At 71.7% G+C, this 18,782-nt stretch carries 18 protein-coding genes; 6 read left to right on the top strand and 12 right to left on the bottom strand.

Features of this window, described 5'->3' with window-relative positions; translation table 11 throughout:
- The 5 genes from AF1_RS21035 to deoC form a co-directional block, all read right to left on the bottom strand.
- Window positions 1-677: LLM class flavin-dependent oxidoreductase (locus tag AF1_RS21035; protein ID WP_067801875.1), on the bottom strand; the 677-nt coding region annotated here is incomplete at its 3' end.
- Window positions 678-683: 6 nt separating this feature from the next.
- Window positions 684-1,400, bottom strand: a complete 717-nt coding sequence (locus AF1_RS21040) for a hypothetical protein (RefSeq protein WP_131732562.1) — start codon at window positions 1,398-1,400, stop codon at window positions 684-686.
- 82 nt (window positions 1,401-1,482) lie between these two features.
- Window positions 1,483-2,337 (bottom strand): aldehyde dehydrogenase family protein, encoded by an 855-nt coding sequence (locus tag AF1_RS21045; RefSeq protein ID WP_067801883.1) that lies wholly within the window; start codon window positions 2,335-2,337, stop codon window positions 1,483-1,485.
- Entirely contained in the window at window positions 2,330-3,760 is a 1,431-nt protein-coding gene (locus AF1_RS21050; protein ID WP_067801885.1) for an aldehyde dehydrogenase family protein, read from the bottom strand. The genes AF1_RS21045 and AF1_RS21050 overlap by 8 nt, the downstream gene beginning before the upstream one ends.
- Window positions 3,761-3,762: 2 nt before the next feature.
- Window positions 3,763-4,692, bottom strand: coding sequence for a deoxyribose-phosphate aldolase (gene deoC, locus AF1_RS21055; protein WP_067801887.1), 930 nt, complete (start codon window positions 4,690-4,692; stop codon window positions 3,763-3,765).
- Window positions 4,693-4,889: 197 nt separating this feature from the next.
- Between deoC and AF1_RS21060 the strand changes: the two genes are divergently transcribed.
- Genes AF1_RS21060 through AF1_RS21070 form a run of 3 tightly spaced genes read left to right on the top strand, consistent with a single transcriptional unit; the run spans window position 4,890 to window position 7,191 of the window.
- Complete coding sequence (locus tag AF1_RS21060) at window positions 4,890-5,282, top strand: GntR family transcriptional regulator (RefSeq protein ID WP_067801890.1); 393 nt, start codon at window positions 4,890-4,892, stop codon at window positions 5,280-5,282.
- Window positions 5,279-6,160: an ABC transporter ATP-binding protein gene (locus AF1_RS21065; protein WP_067801894.1), complete on the top strand. Its 882-nt coding sequence runs from the start codon at window positions 5,279-5,281 to the stop codon at window positions 6,158-6,160. The genes AF1_RS21060 and AF1_RS21065 overlap by 4 nt, the downstream gene beginning before the upstream one ends.
- Window positions 6,157-7,191 carry an ABC transporter permease subunit gene (locus AF1_RS21070; RefSeq protein ID WP_067801896.1) on the top strand — a complete coding sequence of 345 codons (1,035 nt, stop codon included), beginning with the start codon at window positions 6,157-6,159 and terminating at the stop codon, window positions 7,189-7,191. The genes AF1_RS21065 and AF1_RS21070 overlap by 4 nt, the downstream gene beginning before the upstream one ends.
- Before the next feature lie 28 nt (window positions 7,192-7,219).
- On the opposite strand, the gene AF1_RS21075 is transcribed toward AF1_RS21070, so the two are convergent.
- Window positions 7,220-7,942, bottom strand: coding sequence for an IclR family transcriptional regulator (locus tag AF1_RS21075; RefSeq protein ID WP_242608762.1), 723 nt, complete (start codon window positions 7,940-7,942; stop codon window positions 7,220-7,222).
- A gap of 160 nt (window positions 7,943-8,102) precedes the next feature.
- On the opposite strand from AF1_RS21075, the gene AF1_RS21080 reads away from it, so the two are divergent.
- Entirely contained in the window at window positions 8,103-10,043 is a 1,941-nt protein-coding gene (locus AF1_RS21080; RefSeq protein WP_067801958.1) for an acyl-CoA dehydrogenase family protein, read from the top strand.
- Window positions 10,044-10,236: 193 nt separating this feature from the next.
- Window positions 10,237-11,049: a class I SAM-dependent methyltransferase gene (locus AF1_RS21085; protein WP_067801899.1), complete on the top strand. Its 813-nt coding sequence runs from the start codon at window positions 10,237-10,239 to the stop codon at window positions 11,047-11,049.
- Between the two features lie 50 nt (window positions 11,050-11,099).
- Here AF1_RS21085 and AF1_RS36840 read toward each other — a convergent pair whose 3' ends face one another.
- The 6 genes from AF1_RS36840 to AF1_RS21115 all read right to left on the bottom strand — a co-directional run bounded on the left by AF1_RS36840 (window position 11,100) and on the right by AF1_RS21115 (window position 18,453).
- The gene (locus AF1_RS36840) at window positions 11,100-13,970 is read right to left on the bottom strand and encodes a helix-turn-helix transcriptional regulator (RefSeq protein WP_067801901.1); all 2,871 of its coding nucleotides are present in this window, start codon (window positions 13,968-13,970) and stop codon (window positions 11,100-11,102) included.
- Between the two features lie 258 nt (window positions 13,971-14,228).
- The gene (locus AF1_RS21095; RefSeq protein WP_067801903.1) at window positions 14,229-14,969 is read right to left on the bottom strand and encodes a hypothetical protein; all 741 of its coding nucleotides are present in this window, start codon (window positions 14,967-14,969) and stop codon (window positions 14,229-14,231) included.
- Between the two features lie 130 nt (window positions 14,970-15,099).
- Window positions 15,100-15,768, bottom strand: coding sequence for an SMODS-associated NUDIX domain-containing protein (locus AF1_RS21100; RefSeq protein ID WP_067801905.1), 669 nt, complete (start codon window positions 15,766-15,768; stop codon window positions 15,100-15,102).
- 95 nt (window positions 15,769-15,863) lie between these two features.
- The gene (locus tag AF1_RS21105) at window positions 15,864-16,658 is read right to left on the bottom strand and encodes an enoyl-CoA hydratase/isomerase family protein (protein WP_067801908.1); all 795 of its coding nucleotides are present in this window, start codon (window positions 16,656-16,658) and stop codon (window positions 15,864-15,866) included.
- Window positions 16,659-16,727: 69 nt separating this feature from the next.
- A complete protein-coding gene (locus tag AF1_RS21110; protein ID WP_067801916.1) occupies window positions 16,728-17,873 on the bottom strand; it encodes an acetyl-CoA C-acetyltransferase in 1,146 nt (381 codons plus the stop codon).
- Between the two features lie 184 nt (window positions 17,874-18,057).
- Entirely contained in the window at window positions 18,058-18,453 is a 396-nt protein-coding gene (locus AF1_RS21115; protein WP_242608761.1) for a hypothetical protein, read from the bottom strand.
- A gap of 106 nt (window positions 18,454-18,559) precedes the next feature.
- Between AF1_RS21115 and AF1_RS35270 the strand changes: the two genes are divergently transcribed.
- Window positions 18,560-18,721 carry a hypothetical protein gene (locus AF1_RS35270; protein WP_165488361.1) on the top strand — a complete coding sequence of 54 codons (162 nt, stop codon included), beginning with the start codon at window positions 18,560-18,562 and terminating at the stop codon, window positions 18,719-18,721.
- The last annotated feature ends 61 nt before the right edge of the window (window positions 18,722-18,782 follow it).

Here is an 18,782-nt window from a genome sequence, read left to right on the forward strand (position 1 = left end):
GCGCCGGCCGCGGCGTCGTCGAGGCGGCGCCGGCCGGCCGCGAGCCGTTTCGGCGGGACCAGGGACGACGGCGCGATCCAGCCGTCGGCGACGCGGCCGGCGAGGTCGATGCCGTGCGGCCCGGTGACGCCGAGCCAGATGCCGATCTGGTGCGCGGGCGCCGGGCCGGCCTGCGCGGCGACGAACCGGTAGTGCTCGCCCCGGTACCGCAGCCCGGCCTGGTCGCTCCAGTGCAGCCGGATGATCTGCACGGCCTCCGCAAGGGCGCGGCGGGCCGCCGTGCCGTCGAGCCGCGTGCCGCCGTACGCCTCGATGCCGTCCGGGGCGGCGCCCGCGCCGAGGCCGAGTTCGACACGGCCGCCGCTGAACCGGTCCATCGTCGCGATCGCCTTGGCGAGCGCGGCGGGCGGACGCAGCGGCAGGCACGCCACCGCCGGCAGGACCCGAATGCGGGACGTCACCGCCAGCACGGTCGCCAGCAGCGTCAGCGCGTCCGCGGTGTCGCGCCGGAACGGCTGGTCGCGAACGCCGAGAAGGTCGAGCCCGAACCGGTCCGCGTCCTGCGCGGCGCGGACCAGCGGCACGGACGCGTCCGGGGCGAGGCAGACACCGAACCGCAGCGGCCGGCGCGCCCGGTGCGGCGGCGTCACCGCGGGTGGGCCTTCGACCCCGTCCATCGGCGGTCAGCGCTCGCGGCCGGTGCCGGTTAGGCCGTTCAGGAATCCGCCCTCGGTCCGCGTCGAATGCGGGAACGAGCGGGACGTCCCGGCCTCGGCCGGCGACGTCGGCGCGGCGGCCGAGGCCGCCCTCCCGGCCCTGCCGGACTTGGCGCTCGCGCTCGTTCGGGACGACGCGGACGTACGGGCGGCGCTCGTCCGCGCCTTGGGCGCGGCCGGCTTCTTCGCCGTGCTCGACGGCCTTGCCTTGACCGTCTTGCCCGTCCGGGATGAGGCCGCCGGCTTCGACCGGCCCGACACCGGCTTCGACCGGCCCGACGCCGGCTTACGGGACGACGCCGGCTTACGGGACGACGAGGTGCCCCGCTTCGACGGCGCCCTCTTCTTCGACGGCGTGCTCTTCTTCGCCGCGCCGCCCGGCTTGGCCGCCGTGGTGATGGCCTTGGCCGCCGCGTCCATCACATGGATGGCGCTGGTCATCGCCTTGACGGCGTCGGACAACGCCTTGGTCGCGACCGACTTCAACTGCGTCGCGGCGGTCTTGGCCTGGCTCGCGGCTCTCGTGACGTGGGTCGCGGCGGCCGACGGCGCCCGGCCGGCCGCCGCCGGCGTGCGCTTGACCACCGGCTTCTTGGTCGTGGTGGACTTGGTCGCTGATGTGCTCTTCGCACGACCGGCCGTCCTGCGGCTCGACGTCGTACGCGATGCGGTCCTGGTAGGCACTGATCTCCCCCCCGTGTTGATCAGTTACGGGGAGGTCTATTCCACGCTTTGTGACTCTCTACACACGCTGCGTCATATCGACCTAGATCCCCACGGGGTGCCAGACGGTCTTGGTCTCCAGGAAGGCGGTCATCCGCGTGGTTCCGGGCTCGTCCGTCCACTCCGTGTCCTGCGGGCGCAGGACGCGTTTCAGGTTCTCGGCGGCCTTCTCTTCGAGGTCCCGCACCTGGTCGTCCGGGACACCGGCGAGGTCGATGGCGTTGACGTCCATGTGGGTCGCGAGCCAGGGCGCGATCTCGGCGCGCCGCCCGGTGAGGACGTTGACGACCCCGCCCGGCAGATCGGACGTGGCCAGCACCTCGGCGAGCGTGATGGACGGCAGCGGCGCCGGCTCGGAGGCGACCACCACGACGGTGTTGCCGGACACGATCGCGGGCGCCACCACCGAGACCAGCCCGAGCAGCGGCGAGTCGGGCGCGACGACCGCGACGACGCCGGTCGGTTCCGGCGTGGAGAAGTTGAAGAACGGGCCGGACACCGGATTGGCGGCCCCGGCGACGGCGCTCAGCTTGTCGGCCCAGCCCGCGTACCAGACCCACCGGTCGACGGCCGCGTCCACCTCGGCGCCGGCCGCGTTCTTCGACGCGCCCGCCTGCCGCAGTTCGTCCACGAACTGGTCGCGGCGTCCCTCCAGCATCTCGGCGACGCGGTAGAGGATCTGGCCGCGGTTGTAGGCGGTGCGCCCGGACCAGCCGGGGAACGCCTTGCGTGCGGCGACGACGGCGTCGCGGGCGTCCTTGCGGGACGCCTGCGAGGCGTTGGCGGCGAAGCGGCCCTTGGCGTCGGTGACCACGTACGACCTGCCGGATTCGGATCGGGGGAACGCACCGCCGATGAACAGCTTGTAGGTCTTGCGGACGGCGAGACGGTCAGGCATTGAGGTAGGCCTCCAGTCCGTGGCGTCCGCCCTCGCGGCCGAACCCCGATTCCTTGTAGCCGCCGAACGGGGAGGCCGGGTCGAACTTGTTGAACGTGTTGGCCCACACCACCCCGGCGCGCAGCCGCTGCGCCGTCCAGAGGATCCGCGAGCCCTTCTCGGTCCAGATTCCGGCCGACAGCCCGTAGGGGGTGTTGTTGGCCTTGGTGACCGCCTCGTCCGGGGTGCGGAACGTCAGCACCGACAGGACCGGCCCGAAGATCTCCTCGCGTGCGATCCGGTGCGACTGGGCCACCCCGGTGAAGATCGTCGGCGCGAACCAGAAGCCCTGGGACGGCAGCTCGCAGGGCGGCGACCAGCGGTCCGCGCCCTCCCGCTCCCCGGCCTGCGACAGCTCCTCGATCCTGGCGAGCTGCGCGGCGGAGTTGATCGCGCCGATGTCGGTGTTCTTGTCGAGCGGGTCGCCGACCCGCAGCGTCGCCATCCGCGCCTTCAGCCGCTCCAGCACCTCGCCGGCGACCGACTCCTGCACGAGGAGCCGGGAGCCGGCGCAGCACACGTGGCCCTGGTTGAAGAAGATCCCGTTGACGATGCCCTCGACGGCCTGGTCGAGCGCCGCGTCCTCGTAGACGATGTTGGCGGCCTTCCCGCCGAGTTCCAGGGTGAGCTTCCTGCCCGTCCCGGCGAGGGTGCGGGCGATCTGCCGTCCGACCTCGGTGGACCCGGTGAAGGCGACCTTGTCGATCCCCTCGTGCGCGACAAGGGCCCGGCCCGTCTCACCGGCGCCGGTGACGATGTTGACGACGCCGGGCGGCAGTTCGGCCTGCCGGCAGATGTCGGCGAACAGCAGCGCGGTCAGCGGCGTGGTCTCCGCCGGCTTCAGCACGACGGTGTTGCCGCAGGCCAGCGCGGGCGCGATCTTCCAGGCCAGCATCAGCAGCGGGAAGTTCCACGGGATCACCTGGCCGGCCACCCCGACCGGCTTCGGGTCGGGCCCGAACCCGGCGTGGCCGAGCTTGTCGGCCCATCCGGCGTAGTAGAAGAACCAGGCGGCGACGAGCGGCACGTCCACGTCCCGCGACTCGCGGATCGGCTTGCCGTTGTCGATCGATTCCAGCACCGCCAGTTCCCGCGACCGCTCCTGGACCAGCCGGGCGATCCGGTACAGGTACTTGGCGCGCTCGCGGCCGGGCATCGGGCCCCACACCTTGTCGAACGCGGTGCGGGCGGCCCGCACGGCGCGGTCGACGTCCGACTCGTCCGCGCGGGCGATGTCGGCGAGGACGCTCTCGTCGGCCGGGTTGACGGACTTGAACGGCTCGCCGTGCCCCTCGGTGAACTCGCCGTTGACGAACAGCCCGTAGGAGGCGCGGATGTCGACGACCGCCCGCGACTCGGGCGCCGGCGCGTACTCGAAAACCATGATCAGTCCAGGGTGAAGTAGTCGGGTCCCGAGTACACGCCGGTGGCGAGCTTGCGGCGCTGCATCAGCAGATCGTTCAGCACGCTGGAGGCGCCCAGCCGGAACCACTCCGGGGTCAGCCAGTCCGGGCCGGCGGTCTCGTTCACCAGCACCAGGTACTTGATCGCGTCCTTGGTCGTCCGGATCCCGCCGGCGGGCTTGACCCCGACCTGGCGTCCCGTGGCCGCCCGGTAGTCGCGGACGGCCTCCAGCATCACCAGCGTGACCGGCAGGGTCGCCGCCGGCGACACCTTCCCCGTGGACGTCTTGATGAAGTCGGCGCCGGCCCGCATCGCCAGCCAGGACGCCCGCCGGACGTTGTCGTAGGTGGCGAGCTCGCCCGTCTCCAGGATCACCTTCAGGTGCGCGTCCCCGCAGGCGTCCTTGACCGCGACGATCTCGTCGAACACCTTCGCGTAGTCGCCGGCCAGGAACGCGCCCCGGTCGATCACCATGTCGATCTCGGCGGCGCCCGCCGCGACCGCCGCCCGGGTGTCGGCGAGCTTGGCCTCCATCGGCGCCCGCCCGGACGGGAACGCCGTCGCCACGCTCGCGACCCCGATGCCCGTCCCGTCGAGGGACCGGACGGCGACGTCCACCATGTCGGGGTACACGCACACCGCCGCGACCTTCGGCACGGACGCGTCCGCCGGATCGGGGTGGGCGGCCTTGGCGCACAGCGCCCGCACCTTTCCCGGGGTGTCCGCGCCCTCCAGGGTGGTCAGGTCCACCATCGAGATCGCCAGGTCGATCGCCGCGGCCTTCGCCGTCGTCTTGATCGACCGGGTGGCCAGCCGCGCGGCCCGCTCCTCGGCCCCCACCCGGTCCACGCCCGGCAGGCCGTGCAGGAAGGCACGCAGTTCGGCGGCGCTGTTCAGAGTCTCCGTTGACACTCCCCAAGCATCCCCGAACCACGCCCCCGGCACAAAACCGGACAACCAACGAAGCGGCGCCGTCGTCCCCGCTTCGGGCCGCTGCCGAGCGGGCCGGCCGGTCTGGAAGCCGCTGACCTGGGTCTTTCCCGGATGCATTGACAGGAAGTAGAGCCACACATCTAAAGTACTAGCATCCTAGATAAATGGAGGTGGCGGTGATCGAATTCCATCTGGACCCCGGATCGGGGGTGTCGCCGTACATGCAGCTCGTGCGGCAGGTGCGGCATGCGCTGCGGCTCGATCTGCTGCGGGTCGGGGATCAGCTGCCCACCGTCAAGGACGTGGTGGCGCAGCTCGCGATCAACCCGAACACCGTGCTCAAGGCGTACCGGGAACTGGAGCACGAGGGCCTCGTCGCGCCGCGGCCCGGGGTCGGAACGTTCGTGACGCGGACGCTGGCCGGGGAGTCGCTCGCGGCGCACGGGCCGCTGCGGCAGGAGCTGCGGCGCTGGCTCGCCAAGGCACGGCTCGCCGGGCTCGACGACGAGAGCATCGAGGCGCTGTTCATGACGACCTTTCGGGCCGCGAGTCAGGAGGACATAGCGTGAGCGCCGTCCTGCAGGCCGAAGGGCTGGGCAAGAAGTACGGGAAGCGGTGGGCGCTGTCCGGCTGCACCCTTGACATTCCGGAGGGGCGGATCGTCGGGCTCGTCGGGCCGAACGGGGCAGGGAAGACGACGCTGCTCAACCTGGCCGTGGGGCAGATCGAGCCGTCGGCCGGGAGCATCCGGGTGCTGGGCGGGTCTCCGGCGAGCGGACCGGAACAGCTGGCCAAGGTCGGGTACGTCGCGCAGGACACGCCGACGTACGCCGGGCTGAGCATCGCCGAGCATCTGAAGCTGGGTGCGCGGCTCAACCCGGGGTGGGACGGCGCTCTCGCCCGGGAGCGTATCGAGCGGCTCGGACTCGATCCCGCGCATCGGGCCGGGAAGCTGTCCGGCGGGCAGCGCGCTCAGCTCGCCCTGACCCTGGGCATCGCCAAGCGGCCCGAACTGCTGATCCTGGACGAGCCCGTGGCGGCCCTCGATCCGCTGGCCCGGCGGGAGTTCCTGCAGGGGCTCATGGAGGCCGCCGTCGAGAATTCGCTGAGCGTCGTCCTGTCGTCCCACCTGGTGTCCGACCTGGAGCGGATGTGCGACTACCTGATCGTGCTGGTGAAGTCGCGCGTCCAGGTGGCCGGAGACGTCGATGAGCTCCTGGCCGCGCACCATCGGCTGACCGGGCCGCGCAGGGACGCGGCGACGCTGCCGGCGGATCAGCACGTCGTGTCCGAGAGCCACACCGACCGGCAGAGCACCTTCATCGTCCGGACGGACGGCCCCATCCACGACCCCGCCTGGACGGTCGGGCGGATCGGGCTGGAAGACCTCGTCCTGGCCTACATGACCCCCGCCCCGACCCGTCCGACGCTGGAGGCGATCCGATGATCTGGCTGACACTCCGCCAGTTCCGTGTCCAGGCCGCGGTGGTGTTCGGCGGGCTCGCCGCCCTCGGCGCCGTCCTGGCGATCACCGGGCCGGGCATCTCGGACGGTTACCACAGCGGGCTGGCAGCCTGCGGCACCCGGGAGAACTGCTCGCAGTTCACCGCGCGGTTCTTCAACGACCACCGGAGCTACTTCGGCGCGCTGGCCGTCATCGTGATGTCCGTACCGGGGATCATCGGCGTCTTCTGGGGCGCGCCGCTCATCACCCGCGAGCTTGAGAGCGGCACGCACCGGCTCGTTTGGAACCAGAGCATCACGCGGACCCGCTGGCTCGCCGTCAAGCTCGGCGTCATCGGCCTGGCCGCCATGGCCGCCGCCGGGCTCGCCGTCCTCGCGGCGACCTGGTGGTCCGGCCCCCTGGACGAGGCCGCCCACGACCGGTTCCCGCGGATCACGCCGCTGATGTTCGACGCGCGCGGCATCACCCCGATCGGCTATGCGGCGTTCGCCTTCGCGCTCGGCGTCACCGTCGGTGTACTCGTCCGGCGTACGCTGCCGGCCATGGCGATCACCCTGGTCGTCTTCGTCGCCGTCCAGATCGCGATGCCGACGTGGATCCGCCCGCACCTCATCCCGCCCGAGACCGGGACCGTCCCGATCACGTCCGAGAACCATGGCGACATCCTGCTGAACGGCGACGCCTTCTCCGTACAGGTCAGGGGGGTACCTGGGGCTTGGACGCTCTCCGCCGAAACGGTCGACGCGTCCGGCCGCACGGTCGGCGATATGCCCACCTCCCTGGCGGCGGGGCCCTGCGCCCCACCGCCCCCGTCGGCGGACGGCGGACCCCCCATGGGCCCGGCCCAAGCCTGCTTCGACGCGATCGCCGAGCTCGGCTATCGAGGGAAGGTGGTCTACCAGCCCGGCGATCACTTCTGGCCATTGCAGTGGGCGGAGACCGGGCTGTTCACCGCCCTCTCGCTGGGCCTCGCGGGCTTCTGCTTCTTCTGGACGCGCCGCCGCCTCTCCTAGCGGCCGCTCACCGGCATCGGCGTAGTTCTCAGGAGTGGAGGGTCAGCGTGCGCTGGATCCGCTCGGCGGTCGCGCGCATCTGGGACGCCGCCCGCTCGATCTTGGGCAGCTTGCCCGGACGGCAGGAGACGGCGAGCGCGCCGCGGACCGAACCCGTCGCGTCCGTCACCGGGACGGCCGCGCACCCCGTGCCCAGCGCGTACTCCTCGCGGTCCAGCAGCAGCCCGGTGGACGAGCTGAGCGAGCGCATCAGCCGTCCGGGCTCGGTGATGGTGTGCGGGGTCAGGTCGACGAGCGGATGCCGGGACAGGTAGTCGCGGCGCCGCTCGTCGTCGAACTGGCTCAGCACGCACTTGCCCATCGCGGTGGCGTGCGCGGCGTCCTCGAAACCGACCCACAGGTCGACGCGCGGGGCGCGCGGGCCGTCGGCGATGTCGATGAGGCGGATCTCGTCATCCACATGCATCCCGAAATAGGCGGCGGCGCCCAGTTCGTCCCGCAGGGCGACCAGGGCGGGCCGGAGCCGGGCGAGCAACTGCTGCGTGCGGCTCCGCCCGTGCAGGGATTCGACCCGCTCGCCGAGCACCCAGAACCCGTCCGGCAGTCGGGTCGCGTAGCCCTCGTGGGCGAGGGTGCGCAGCAGGTGGTACGTGGTGGCGAGCGGCAGCCGCGCCTCGCGGGCGAGCTGCTTGGCCGGCGCCCCGCTCGAATGCGACGCCACCGCCTCCATCAGACGCAGAGCACGCTGCACCGAGGCGATGAGAGTGGGTTTTCGTGTCTCACCCATGACGGACGGTGAACCCCTCTGGCCTGATCCGGTCAGGCCGTCGGTGACGGTCCCGCCCATTGGAACATCTTCGCAGTCCGGACGTGCGGGGTTTCCCGATCCAGCCATGGGAAATGCGATCGGCATGAGCCAGCGAACCCAAGCCCACGTCGACGAGCGGACGGCCAGAAAGGTCGCCGAAGAGGCACGCGAGACCGAATGGCGGCTGCCGAGCTTCGGTAAACAACTTTTCCTCGGCGACTTCCGCCTCGATCTCATCCATCCGCATCCGCGCCCGGCCGGGGAGCAGCGGCGCAAGGGCGAGGAGTTCCTCGCCCGGCTGACCGAGTTCTGCGCCACCCGGATCGACGCGGCGCTCATCGAGCGGGAGTCGCGCATCCCGGACGACGTCGTCACGGGCCTGCGGGACCTCGGCGCGCTCGGCATGAAGATCCCGGAGAAGTACGGCGGGCTCGGGCTCAGCCAGCTCTACTACGGCCGGGCGCTGATGGTCGTCGGATCGGTCAGCCCGGCGCTCGGCGCGCTGCTGTCGGCGCACCAGTCCATCGGCGTCCCGCAGCCGATCAAGCTGTTCGGCACGCGGGAGCAGCAGGACGAGTGGCTGCCGCGCTGCGCCAGGCAGATCAGCGCGTTCCTGCTCACCGAGCCCGACGTCGGCTCCGACCCGGCCCGGCTGCGCGCCACCGCCGCCCCGGACGGCGACGACTACGTCCTCAACGGCGTCAAGCTGTGGACGACGAACGGCGTCATCGCCGATCTCGTCGTCGTGATGGCGCGCGTCCCGAAGTCCGACGGGCACCGCGGCGGCATCTCCGCGTTCGTCGTGGACATGAACACGCCGGGCATCACGGTCGAGAACCGCAACGCGTTCATGGGGCTGCGCGGCATCGAGAACGGCGTGACCCGGTTCCACGATGTCCGCGTCCCGAAGGCCAACCTGATCGGTAAGGAGGGCGCGGGCCTGAAGATCGCGCTCACCACGCTGAACACCGGGCGGCTGTCGCTGCCCGCGATGTGCGCGGCGAGCGGCAAGTGGGCCACCAGGATCGCGCGGGAGTGGTCGAAGGAGCGGGTGCAGTGGGGGCGGCCGGTCGGCGAGCACGAGGCCGTGTCCCGCAAGATCGCGTTCATCGCGGCGACGGCGTACGCGATGGAGGCGATGCTCGACCTGTCGGGCCAGCTCGCGGACGACGAACGGGGCGACATCCGGATCGAGGCGGCGCTCGCGAAGCTGTGGTCGTCGGAGATGGCCTACCGGGCCGCGGACGAGCTGGTCCAGCTGCGCGGCGGACGCGGCTACGAGACCGCCGAGTCCCTCGCGGCGCGCGGCGAGCGGGGCGTGCCCGCCGAGCAGTTGCTCCGCGACCTGCGCATCAACCGGATCTTCGAGGGCTCCACCGAGATCATGCATCTGCTGATCGCCCGCGAGGCGGTGGACGCGCACCTGTCGGTGGCCGGTGACATCATCGACCCGGACGCCTCCACCGGGCAGAAGGCGCGAGCGGCGGCGAAGGCGGGCGGGTTCTACGCGCGCTGGCTGCCGACGCTGGTCACCGGCGCCGGGCAGCGCCCGAACTCCTACGCCGAGTTCGGGCCGCTCGCCCACCATCTGCGGTATGTCGAGCGGGCGTCCCGCAAGCTGGCCCGGTCGATCTTCTACGCGGCGGGACGCTGGCAGGGCGGTCTTGAGCACCGGCAGGGGTTCCTCGGCCGGATGGTCGACATCGGCGCCGAACTGTTCGCGATGAGCGCGGTGTGCGTCCGCGCCCACGCCGACTCCTCGGCGCAGGGCGCGCTGTCGGGCACCGCAGGGACGCCCGGCAGGTCGGCCCTGCGGCTCGCCGACGCGTTCTGCCGGCAGGCGCGCGTCCGCGTCGAGGAACTGTTCGACGGGCTGTGGCGCAACACCGACACGATGGACGTGAAGCTCGCGCGGGCCGTCCTCGCCGGTGACTTCGCGTGGGTGGAGGAGGGCGTCCTCGACCCGTCCATCCCCGGGCCGTGGATCGCGCCGTCCGAGCCGGGACCGAGCGAAAAGGAGTCCGTGCACCGCACCATCGACTGACCCCGCCACCCGCCGACCAGGCGACACGCCCGGCGGACGCCCGCCAATCGGTCACCGCGGGACGTCCGGCGTTCACGCATGGGTAGACTGTCCCGGCCTACGCGCCAGAGATCAGCCCCGTCCCCGAGCGGGCCAGGCCTTCGATCCGGCGAACGTGAAGCCGAACGCCAACGCACCCCAGCGAGCGGGAAGTATGCAGTCACCTGGTCAGAAGAAGTCCATCGCAGGCACCCTCCTCAACCTCCTCGGCAGCGGCCCGAAGAAGGCCGCTCCGGCGACACCCGGCGAAGACGTCGTCCAGCCCGCCGCGGGGGAGGGCGCGCTGGAGAACCACCTAGGCGGGGATGAGGCCCGCAACTACCGCAAGTACGAGTACGAGACCGTCGCGCCGTACGTCGGCCGGTCGATGCTGGAGGTCGGCTCCGGCCTCGGGCACTTCTCCGAGCAGTTCGCCGGACGTCTCGACTACCTCGTCGTCAGCGACAACGACCCGTACTGCGTCGGCGAGCTGCGCAAGCGCCACGCCGGCAACGACGACGTCGAGGTCATCGACCTGGCCCTGCCGGCCGACATCGAGATCCGGCAGAAGGTCGACACCGTCGTGATGATGAACGTCCTGGAGCACATCAAGGACGACGTGCAGGCGCTGCGCGACCTCGCCTCCGTCACCGACAACGGCGGCCGCATCGTGATCTGGGTGCCCGGCTACATGCAGCTGTACGGCGACTTCGACCGCAAGGTCGGGCATGTCACCCGGTACACCCCGGCGACGCTGGAGAAGACGGTGCGCGAGGCCGGGCTCGTCCCCGAGGTGCTCAAGCCGATCAACTTCCTCGGCGGCATCGCCTGGTGGTTCGCGGTCCGCCGCGGCGGCGCCGGGTATCCCGACCCGCGGCTCGTCAAGATCTACGACCGGACGGTCGTGCCGCTGACCCGCGGCATCGAGCGCCTCATCAGGCCGCCGTTCGGGCAGACGGTCTTCTGCGTCGCCCGCGTCCGGCGTTGACCGGACACGGGCAGCGCTCCCGGCGGTGACGGGTCACCGAGTCCGGCCCGTCACCGCCGCTTCGCGGACGCGAACAGCGCCAGCCGGTGCGCGGTCGCGGCGGCCTCGCCGCGGCTCGTCACGTCCAGCTTGCCGAGGATGTTCGACACGTGGACGCTGGCCGTCTTCACCGAGATGAACAGCGCCTCGGCGATGTCGCGGTTGCTGCGTCCCTCGGCGACCAGGCGGAGCACCTCGAACTCACGCGGGGTCAGGCCGAGCGGCGCGGAGGCGTCGCCGCGGCGCGGCGCGCGGGTGCGGCGCAGCAGGTCGGCGGCGTGTTCGGCGAGCGGCACGGCACCGAGCGCGTCCGCGGTGCCGGCGACGACGCGCAGATGCGCCGCCGCGCGCTCGTGGTCACCGCCGGTCAGCGCCGCCTCCGCGGCGCGGATCAGCGCCCGCGCCCGGTAGTAGGGGTTGCCGAGTTCGGTCCACGCGGCGGCGGCCTTCTCCCAGGCGTCGGGGTCGGGGGCGCCGTACACGCCGGTCAGCTTGGCCTCGTACGTCAGCCGGCACGCCCGCTGGAGGCGTCCGGAACTGCGCAGGGCGGCCACGCGCTCCTCGATCCGCCGCAGGTCGCCGGCGGCGGCCTCGCCCACCTCCGTGCAGGCCGTCACGGCGGTCATGAGCGCGGGCCACGCGTAGCGGGCATCGTCCGGCAGGCCGGCATGTTCCAGGACGGGCTGTAGCGCGTCCAGGGCGGCGTCGGGACGTCCCTCCTCCAGCGCGATGCTCATGTCCAGCCACAGCATGCTGAAGTAGTCCTGGGCCTTCAGCCACCGCATCTTGAGGTTCAGGATCTCCTGGGACGCGACGAGCCGCTCCCGCGCGGTCGCGAGGTCGCCGCGCGCCAGCGCGATCCAGCCGGACAGGACGAGCAGCGAGGTCCGGGTGGTGATCGCCGGGTCCTGCTCCATCGCGTGGTTCATCACGGCGAGGGCCTCGTCCCAGCGGCCGAGCGAGACCAGCGGTTCGGCCTGGTTGATGCTGAGGAACGTGCCCTGGGTGCGGGCGACCCCGTATTCGCGGGCCATCTCCTTGCCGCGTGCGGCGACGGCGGCGGCCTCCTCGTGCCGTCCGGCGCCCTCCAGGAAATGCGACTTGATCACGTGGTAGCGGAGCAGCACCCGGTGGCTGCCGGTGCGGTCGGCGGTCGCCTCGGCCTCGGCGAGGGCGTCGTCGTCCTCGTAGTCGATGTCGGTGCAGAACATCGTGATGAGCGCCTCGGCCTCGGCGACGTCGTCCCCGAGCTTGCGCGCGATGGCCAGGGATTCCGCCGCCGCCCTGCGGGCCCCGTCGATGTCGGTGGTGATGCGCACATAGCTGGCCAGCGCCGACAGCGCCCGCGCGCGCAGCACGGTCGGCGGCTCGACGGGCAGGGCCCGCACCGCGGCGCGCAGATCCTCGACGAAGCCGGGCCGCGCCATCCGGTACCGCATCCGGCCGCGCAGTTCCAGCAGTCTCGCCCAGCGTTCGGTGTCGCGCTCGCCGTCCGCAGCCTCGACCTCCTTGAGCGCGGCGGTGACGAGCTTGATGCCGCGGTCGAACTCGCCGGCCAGATCGGCGGCGTTCGCCGCGTCCTCGAGCACCTTGACGTAGTCGGCGCCGATGCGCTCGACCGCGTCCGGGACCCGGTCCCACAGTTGCAGGACGCGTTCGAGCATCGCCAGGCATTCGGCATAGGCGAGCGCCTTGCGGGCCTCACCGGCGGCACGCCAGGACGAGACCAGGGCCCACGTGCTGTTGTGGGCCTGCTTCCAGTGGTAGCTCAGCTCCACCCACAGCCGCCCGGCGGGAACGAGCGAAGGGTCCTTCTCCAGGGTTTCGGCATAGCGCGTGTGGAGCCGCGTGTGCTCGCCCGGCAGCAGGTCGTCGTGGACGGCCTCGCGGATCAGCGCGTGCCGGAACGCGTACCCGTCGCCGTCCACGACCAGGACGTTCGCGGCGACGGCGGGCCGCAGGACGCGGGTCAGCGCGGCGTCGTCCAGCCCGGACACGGCGGCGAGCAGCACGTGCTCGATCCGGGTACTGCCGCCGCTGGCGTCCCGCAGGACGTCCTGCGTCTCCTCGGGCAACCGCTGGACACCGACGAGCAGCAGGTCGCGCAGCGACTCGGGCAGCTCGCACGCCAGCCCGCCGTCTTCGTCGAGCAGCGCCTCGATGAACAGCGGGTTGCCCTCGCTGCGCGCCTCGACCCGCTCCACCAGGCCGGGCGGCGGGGTGTGCCCGAGCAGTTGGGTGACCAGCGCGGACACACCGGCGCGGGTCAGCTTGCCGAGCTCCAGCCGGCGGACGCGGTCGAGCCGGTCCAGCCCGGTGAGCAGCCGGCGCAGCGGGTGGGCCCGGTGCAGCTCGTCCGTCCGGTACGTCATGGCGATCAGCACGGGGGCGGTGCCGAGGTTGCGGATCAGGAAGTCGAGCAGGTCGCGGGTGGACCGGTCGGCCCAGTGGGCGTCCTCGATGACCAGCACGACCGGGCCCTGCTCGGCGAGCCGCTCCAGCAGCGTCAGCACGACCTCGAACAGCCGGGCGCGCTCCTCCCCGGACGCGGCGTCGGACTCCGGCTCCCCGAACTCGGGCAGCAGCCGGGCGAGGCCGCAGGTGTCGCCGCGCGGGACGAGCCCGGCGACGCCCTCGATGCCGATCTCGCGGACGAGCTCGCGCAGCACGGTCGTGAACGGCGCGAACGGCAGACCGTCGGAGCCGAGCTCCAGGCACCCCCCGACGAGGACCCTCGCCTCCACCGTCCCGGCGAACTCGCTCATGAGCCGGGTCTTGCCGACCCCTGCGTCCCCGCCGACGAGCACGGCCCCGGGTGCGGCGGCAAGGGCGTCCCGCAATTCCCCCAGCTCCGCCACCCTGCCGACCAGAACGGGACTCATCACACGCGCATTCACGTCACAAGCATGCCAAACCCCCCGAACATCCCCCGCAAAATTCCGGTCCGTGAGACACCGGGTGTTCATCACATGGGCCCGCGGGCGGCTCCACCGCCGCCACCTTGAGAGGGCGGCCGGAGGGCGGTCGCCAGGCCCGCGCCGAGCATGACGGTGGCCGTGGTCCCCCGATGTACCACGGCCACCGTCATGTCAGACGTTCAGGCCCCCGCAAGAGTTCGCGGTTCGCACAGAAACCTCGTCCTACGACTTGATGGACGGCCGTCCGGCGATGAGATCGCTCAGCCGGTCCCCGAGCCGCTGCACCGGCCGCCGGTACCGGCGTTCGCGCACCAGGGCCCGCCGCTCCTTCCGCGAGCCGGGCCGGTAGCGGCGGCGGGCCCAGGGCGAGCCCGGCCGCGCCAGCCGGACGGCGCCGACCACCGCGACAATCCCGATGAACAGGCCGATGAGCCCCGTCCAGACCTTGCCTTTGAGAAGGGCGACCACGGCCACGCACAGGTCGAGCAGCAGGACGAGCACGATCGTCCACAACCCGTCCCCCGCCGCGTCGTCCACGCCCAATGGCCGCAGGCCCAGCAGCATCAGCCCGCACAGCGCGATCATGATGAAGACGACCTCGACCGACAACCGGCCCTGATCGCTCCAGTAGACGTCCTGGAGATGCAGCACGAGCGCGAACTCGTCCAGGACCAGGGCCGTCCCGACCCCGAACACGGCAGCGGTGGCGGCGGCCCACCCGGACGAACCGTCCTGCACCGCCAGCCCGCCCACACCGCCCACGCACATGAACACCATGCCGAACACCACGTGGTGGACGTGCTGCCCGCCGGGCGTGACGTTCCCCGGCCACCACCGCACCTGCCGCCGGATCATCCGCACGCTGAACCGGATGAACAGGAATCCGGCGATGAACGCCACGAAGAAACAGAACAGCCGGAGCCGCCCGGCGTCCGCGATCTCCCGCGTGAACCACTCCCCCACGGCGGCTCCCTTCCCCCGTCCGGGCAAAGTCCACCTCATGCCGGCGGGCGGAAGTGCGGCATCGCGGAGGTCGTCCGGCCGGCCTGGACACCGCCGTGAGCGATGCGCCGGCCCCTGTTCTCCAACGGTCTCAGCGGAGCATGGGGAGTTCCAGCCGGGGGCGCCTGCCGCTCACCAGGTAGGCCGAGTGGGCGCCGATCAGGGCCGTGCCGCTCCGGCCATGCCCGATCTGCTCGGTGGTGGCGCAGATGGCGTCGGGGACCGTCTCGTCCATTCCCGCCTCGACCAGGGACCGGCACAGGCGCGCGATCGCGGGCCCGTTCATCACCGGCTCGTACACCTCCAGGCGGCGCACCTGCCGGAACGGCTTGCCGGGCACCTGGTAGGGGCCTTCGACGACCGTCCGCACATGCTCGAAGTCGGCCCCGAAGGTGTCGGGCACCAGGTGCGGCAGCCCCGACTCCACCAGTTCCTCGGCGAGTTCCCGGCGCAGGCACTCGGTGGCGTCCTCCCGGTAGGCGCCGGTGGCGAACCACCGCTGGAACCCGGCCAGGGACGGCGCCGGCAGGAATCCCCGCAGATCAGACCGCATGTCGTCGGCGAGCGGGTCGGCGCGGTCGGCGCGGAACCCGAGCCCCTCCAGGATCCGCGCCGCGGGCGCGAAGCTCTTGTAGACGCCTCCCGGCGGGCTGAAGGACCCGGGACGGCTCGGCGAGTGCAGCAGCACATGGCGGTCGTCGTCCCTGATCCGTACCAACGCCGCGAACGAAACCCGGACCTCACGCCGACCGACCGCCATCTCGCTGCCCTCCCGCCCGCCATCCTCCGCCCACCCGCCGCGGAAGACTGTGCCCCCTGCATCAGAGTGCCCCGCGGATCACCGGCTCTGCGGGGTCAGCGGCCCTGGAAGTCGGGGGGACGGTTCTCCAGGAAGGCCGTGATGCCCTCCTTGGCGTCTTCGGTGGCGGTCAGCTCGACCAGTTCGCCCAGCAGGTGGGCCACCTGGTCGTCGAGGGGGCGGCCTTCGATCGCGAAGAAGGCGTCGCGGCCGCGGCGCAGGCCGACCGGGCTCTTGGACGCGATGACGCGGGCCAGTTCGTCCACCCGGGCGTCCAGGTCGGCGCGTGGGACGACCTCGGTGACCAGGCCCATGTCGCGGCCCTCGGCGGCGGTGATGCGGGCACCGGTGTAGTAGAGCTTGAAGGCCCGCTTGGGGGCGACGTTCCGGTTGATGATCGCCATGATCATCATGGGCCAGAGGCCGACGTTGACCTCGGGGGTGGCGAGCTTGACGTCGTCGGCGGCGATCACCAGGTCGCAGGCGGCGGCGAGGCCGAGGCCGCCGGCGACGGCATGGCCGGCGAGCCGGGCGATGATCGGTTTGCCGAGTTTCGGGAAGGCCGTGAACAGGCGGAACGGGGCGCTCTCGCGGATGGCGGAGGCGCTCGCGACCGAGCGTCCGTCCGCTTGGGCCCGGCCCAGGCCGCCGAGGTCGGCGCCGGCGCAGAACGCCCGGTCACCGGCGCCCGTGAGGACGATCACCCGCACGCCGGGGTCGGCCTTGGCCCGGTCGAACGCGTCGAGCAGTTCGTCCGTCATCCGGTCGCTGAGCGCGTTGCGGGCCTCGGGACGGTTCAGCGTGATCCGCGCGATCCGCTCGTCCACCGCGTAGATGATGGTCTCGTACATGCCTTCTTCCCGGGCGACGGCGGCTGCCCCCGGAGCGGAACTCCGGGGGCAGGACGTGAGGCGAGGTCGTCAGAGCCGCTCGATGATGGTGGCGTTGGCCTGGCCGCCGCCCTCGCACATGGTCTGCAGGCCGTAGCGGCCGCCGGTGCGCTCCAGCTCGTGGAGGAGCTTGGTCATCAGGACGCCGCCGGTCGCGCCGAGCGGGTGGCCGAGTGCGATCGCGCCGCCGTTGGGGTTGGTCTTCTCCAGGGACGCGCCGGTGTCGTGCGCCCACGCCAGCGGCACCGGGGCGAACGCCTCGTTGACCTCGAAGACGTCGATGTCGTCGATCTTCAATCCGGCCCTGCCGAGCGCCTTCTCGGTCGCCGGGATCGGGCCGGTCAGCATGTAGACCGGGTCCGAGCCGCACACCGCGAGGGTGTGGATGCGGGCGCGGGGGGTCAGGTTGTGCTGCTTCACGGCCTCCTCGGACGCGATGAGCAGCGCGGACGAGCCGACGGAGATCTGCGAGGCGACGGCCGCGGTGATGACGCCGTCCTCGCGGAGGGTCTTCAGGCCCGCCATCTTCTCCAGGGTGGTGTCGGGGCGGGCGCCCTCGTCCTTGGACAGGCCCGCGATGGGCGCGATCTCCCGGTCGAAGTAGCCGGCCTCGATGGCCTTGGCCGCGCGCCGGTGGCTCTCCAGCGCGAACTTCTCCAGGTCCTCGCGGGTGAAGCCCCACTTCTCGCACATCAGCTCGGCGCCGCGGAACTGGGAGATCTCCTGCATCCCGTACCGCTCGGCCCAGCCCTCGCCGAAGGGGAAGGGCATGCCCTTCTCCATGGCCATCGCGACGGACGAGCCCATCGGGACGATGGCCATCTGCTCGACGCCGGCCGCGACGACCAGGTCCTGGGTGCCGGACAGGACGCCCTGCGCGGCGAAGTGGATCGCCTGCTGGGACGATCCGCACTGCCGGTCGATGGTCACGCCGGGCACGGTGTCCGGCAGCCCCGCCGACAGCCATGCGGTGCGCGCGATGTCGAGGGACTGCGGGCCGACCTGCATGACACAGCCCATGATCACGTCTTCGACCGCGGAGGGGTCGACACCGGTGCGGTTGACGAGTTCCTTGAGCACGTGGGCCCCGAGGTCGGCCGGGTGGACGTCCTTCAGGGCGCCCTTCTTGGTACCGACAGGGGTACGGACCGCGCCAATGATGTACGCCTCGGCCACTACGCCTCCAAAGTATGGGGTTCCGTCCCGAAACCGAGTGAGATTCGGTTAGTCAGTATGAGATTACATCCATCATGACGCAACGCCATGTGAGCTGAGTCTCCGGGCGCGTTCCCCTGCCGAATCCCCCGCGCGGGGAGTTACCCGGGGCCGGACGAGATCACCCGGCCCCCGGGCGGAAGGGTCAGCGCAGAAGGTCCGAGGCGACCTTCGCGGCACCGATCCCGGCGGCGCCGCCGGCGATCCCCACGGCCCCCGCGGTCACCCACAGCGGCAGCCCCCTGCGGGTCTTCATGCCGCTCGCCACATCGAGCGCATCGACGGCGAGGCCGATCCGCGCCCACAGCCGGCGTCCGCCGTCATCGCTGAGCAGGTAGCCGGCGCCGAGCGCGACCTCCCGCGCGCCGAACATCCGGACCATGTAGTCGCGGCCGGCGTCGGCGGCGCCGAGGCCCATCAGCTTCGCGCTGAGCTTCGGCGCGGCGAGTGTCGCGAGGCCGAGGGCGATCCGCCCGCGCGCCAGGTTGGTCATCATCCCGTCGACCTTGTCACGGTCGTCTACTTCCGTTTCATCTGCCACAAAGGCGAGATTATCGGGCATCGCGCCGGTCCGAACCGGCAGGTAACCCGTTCCTTACACGTCTATCGTTCAAGAAGGCGCACTCCCCCCGAAGCTGAAGGTGGCCATGGAAGACATCCTCGCTCTTGTCGTCGTGTCACTCCTCGCCGCGTTCTGCGTGCGCTGGGCCGCGGTGCGGCTCCGGGTGCCCATGCCCACCCGGGCCGCGGTGATCACCGTGTTCGTGCTGGTCGTGTTCGCGATGTACGGCCAGCATCTGAAGGGGTGAGGCGGCGGCGAAATTCTCCCGGGGCGGGCGCGAACTTACTCCCCCGGCGGTGAGTCATAAC

The organism is Actinomadura formosensis NBRC 14204, from assembly GCF_001552155.1.
Taxonomy (GTDB): Bacteria; Actinomycetota; Actinomycetes; order Streptosporangiales; family Streptosporangiaceae; genus Spirillospora; species Spirillospora formosensis.

Excerpts from the sequence above, each read along its gene's own strand:
- AF1_RS21085 (WP_067801899.1), top strand. The coding sequence starts at position 10,237 with ATGCAGTCACCTGGTCAGAAGAAGTCCATCGCAGGCACCCTCCTCAAC.
- AF1_RS21045 (WP_067801883.1), bottom strand. The coding sequence starts at position 2,337 with ATGCCTGACCGTCTCGCCGTCCGCAAGACCTACAAGCTGTTCATCGGC.
- AF1_RS21080 (WP_067801958.1), top strand. The coding sequence starts at position 8,103 with ATGAGCCAGCGAACCCAAGCCCACGTCGACGAGCGGACGGCCAGAAAG.
- AF1_RS21050 (WP_067801885.1), bottom strand. The coding sequence starts at position 3,760 with ATGGTTTTCGAGTACGCGCCGGCGCCCGAGTCGCGGGCGGTCGTCGAC.
- AF1_RS21100 (WP_067801905.1), bottom strand. The coding sequence starts at position 15,768 with ATGGCGGTCGGTCGGCGTGAGGTCCGGGTTTCGTTCGCGGCGTTGGTA.
- AF1_RS21070 (WP_067801896.1), top strand. The coding sequence starts at position 6,157 with ATGATCTGGCTGACACTCCGCCAGTTCCGTGTCCAGGCCGCGGTGGTG.
- AF1_RS36840 (WP_067801901.1), bottom strand. The coding sequence starts at position 13,970 with ATGAGTCCCGTTCTGGTCGGCAGGGTGGCGGAGCTGGGGGAATTGCGG.
- AF1_RS35270 (WP_165488361.1), top strand. The coding sequence starts at position 18,560 with ATGGAAGACATCCTCGCTCTTGTCGTCGTGTCACTCCTCGCCGCGTTC.
- AF1_RS21105 (WP_067801908.1), bottom strand. The coding sequence starts at position 16,658 with ATGTACGAGACCATCATCTACGCGGTGGACGAGCGGATCGCGCGGATC.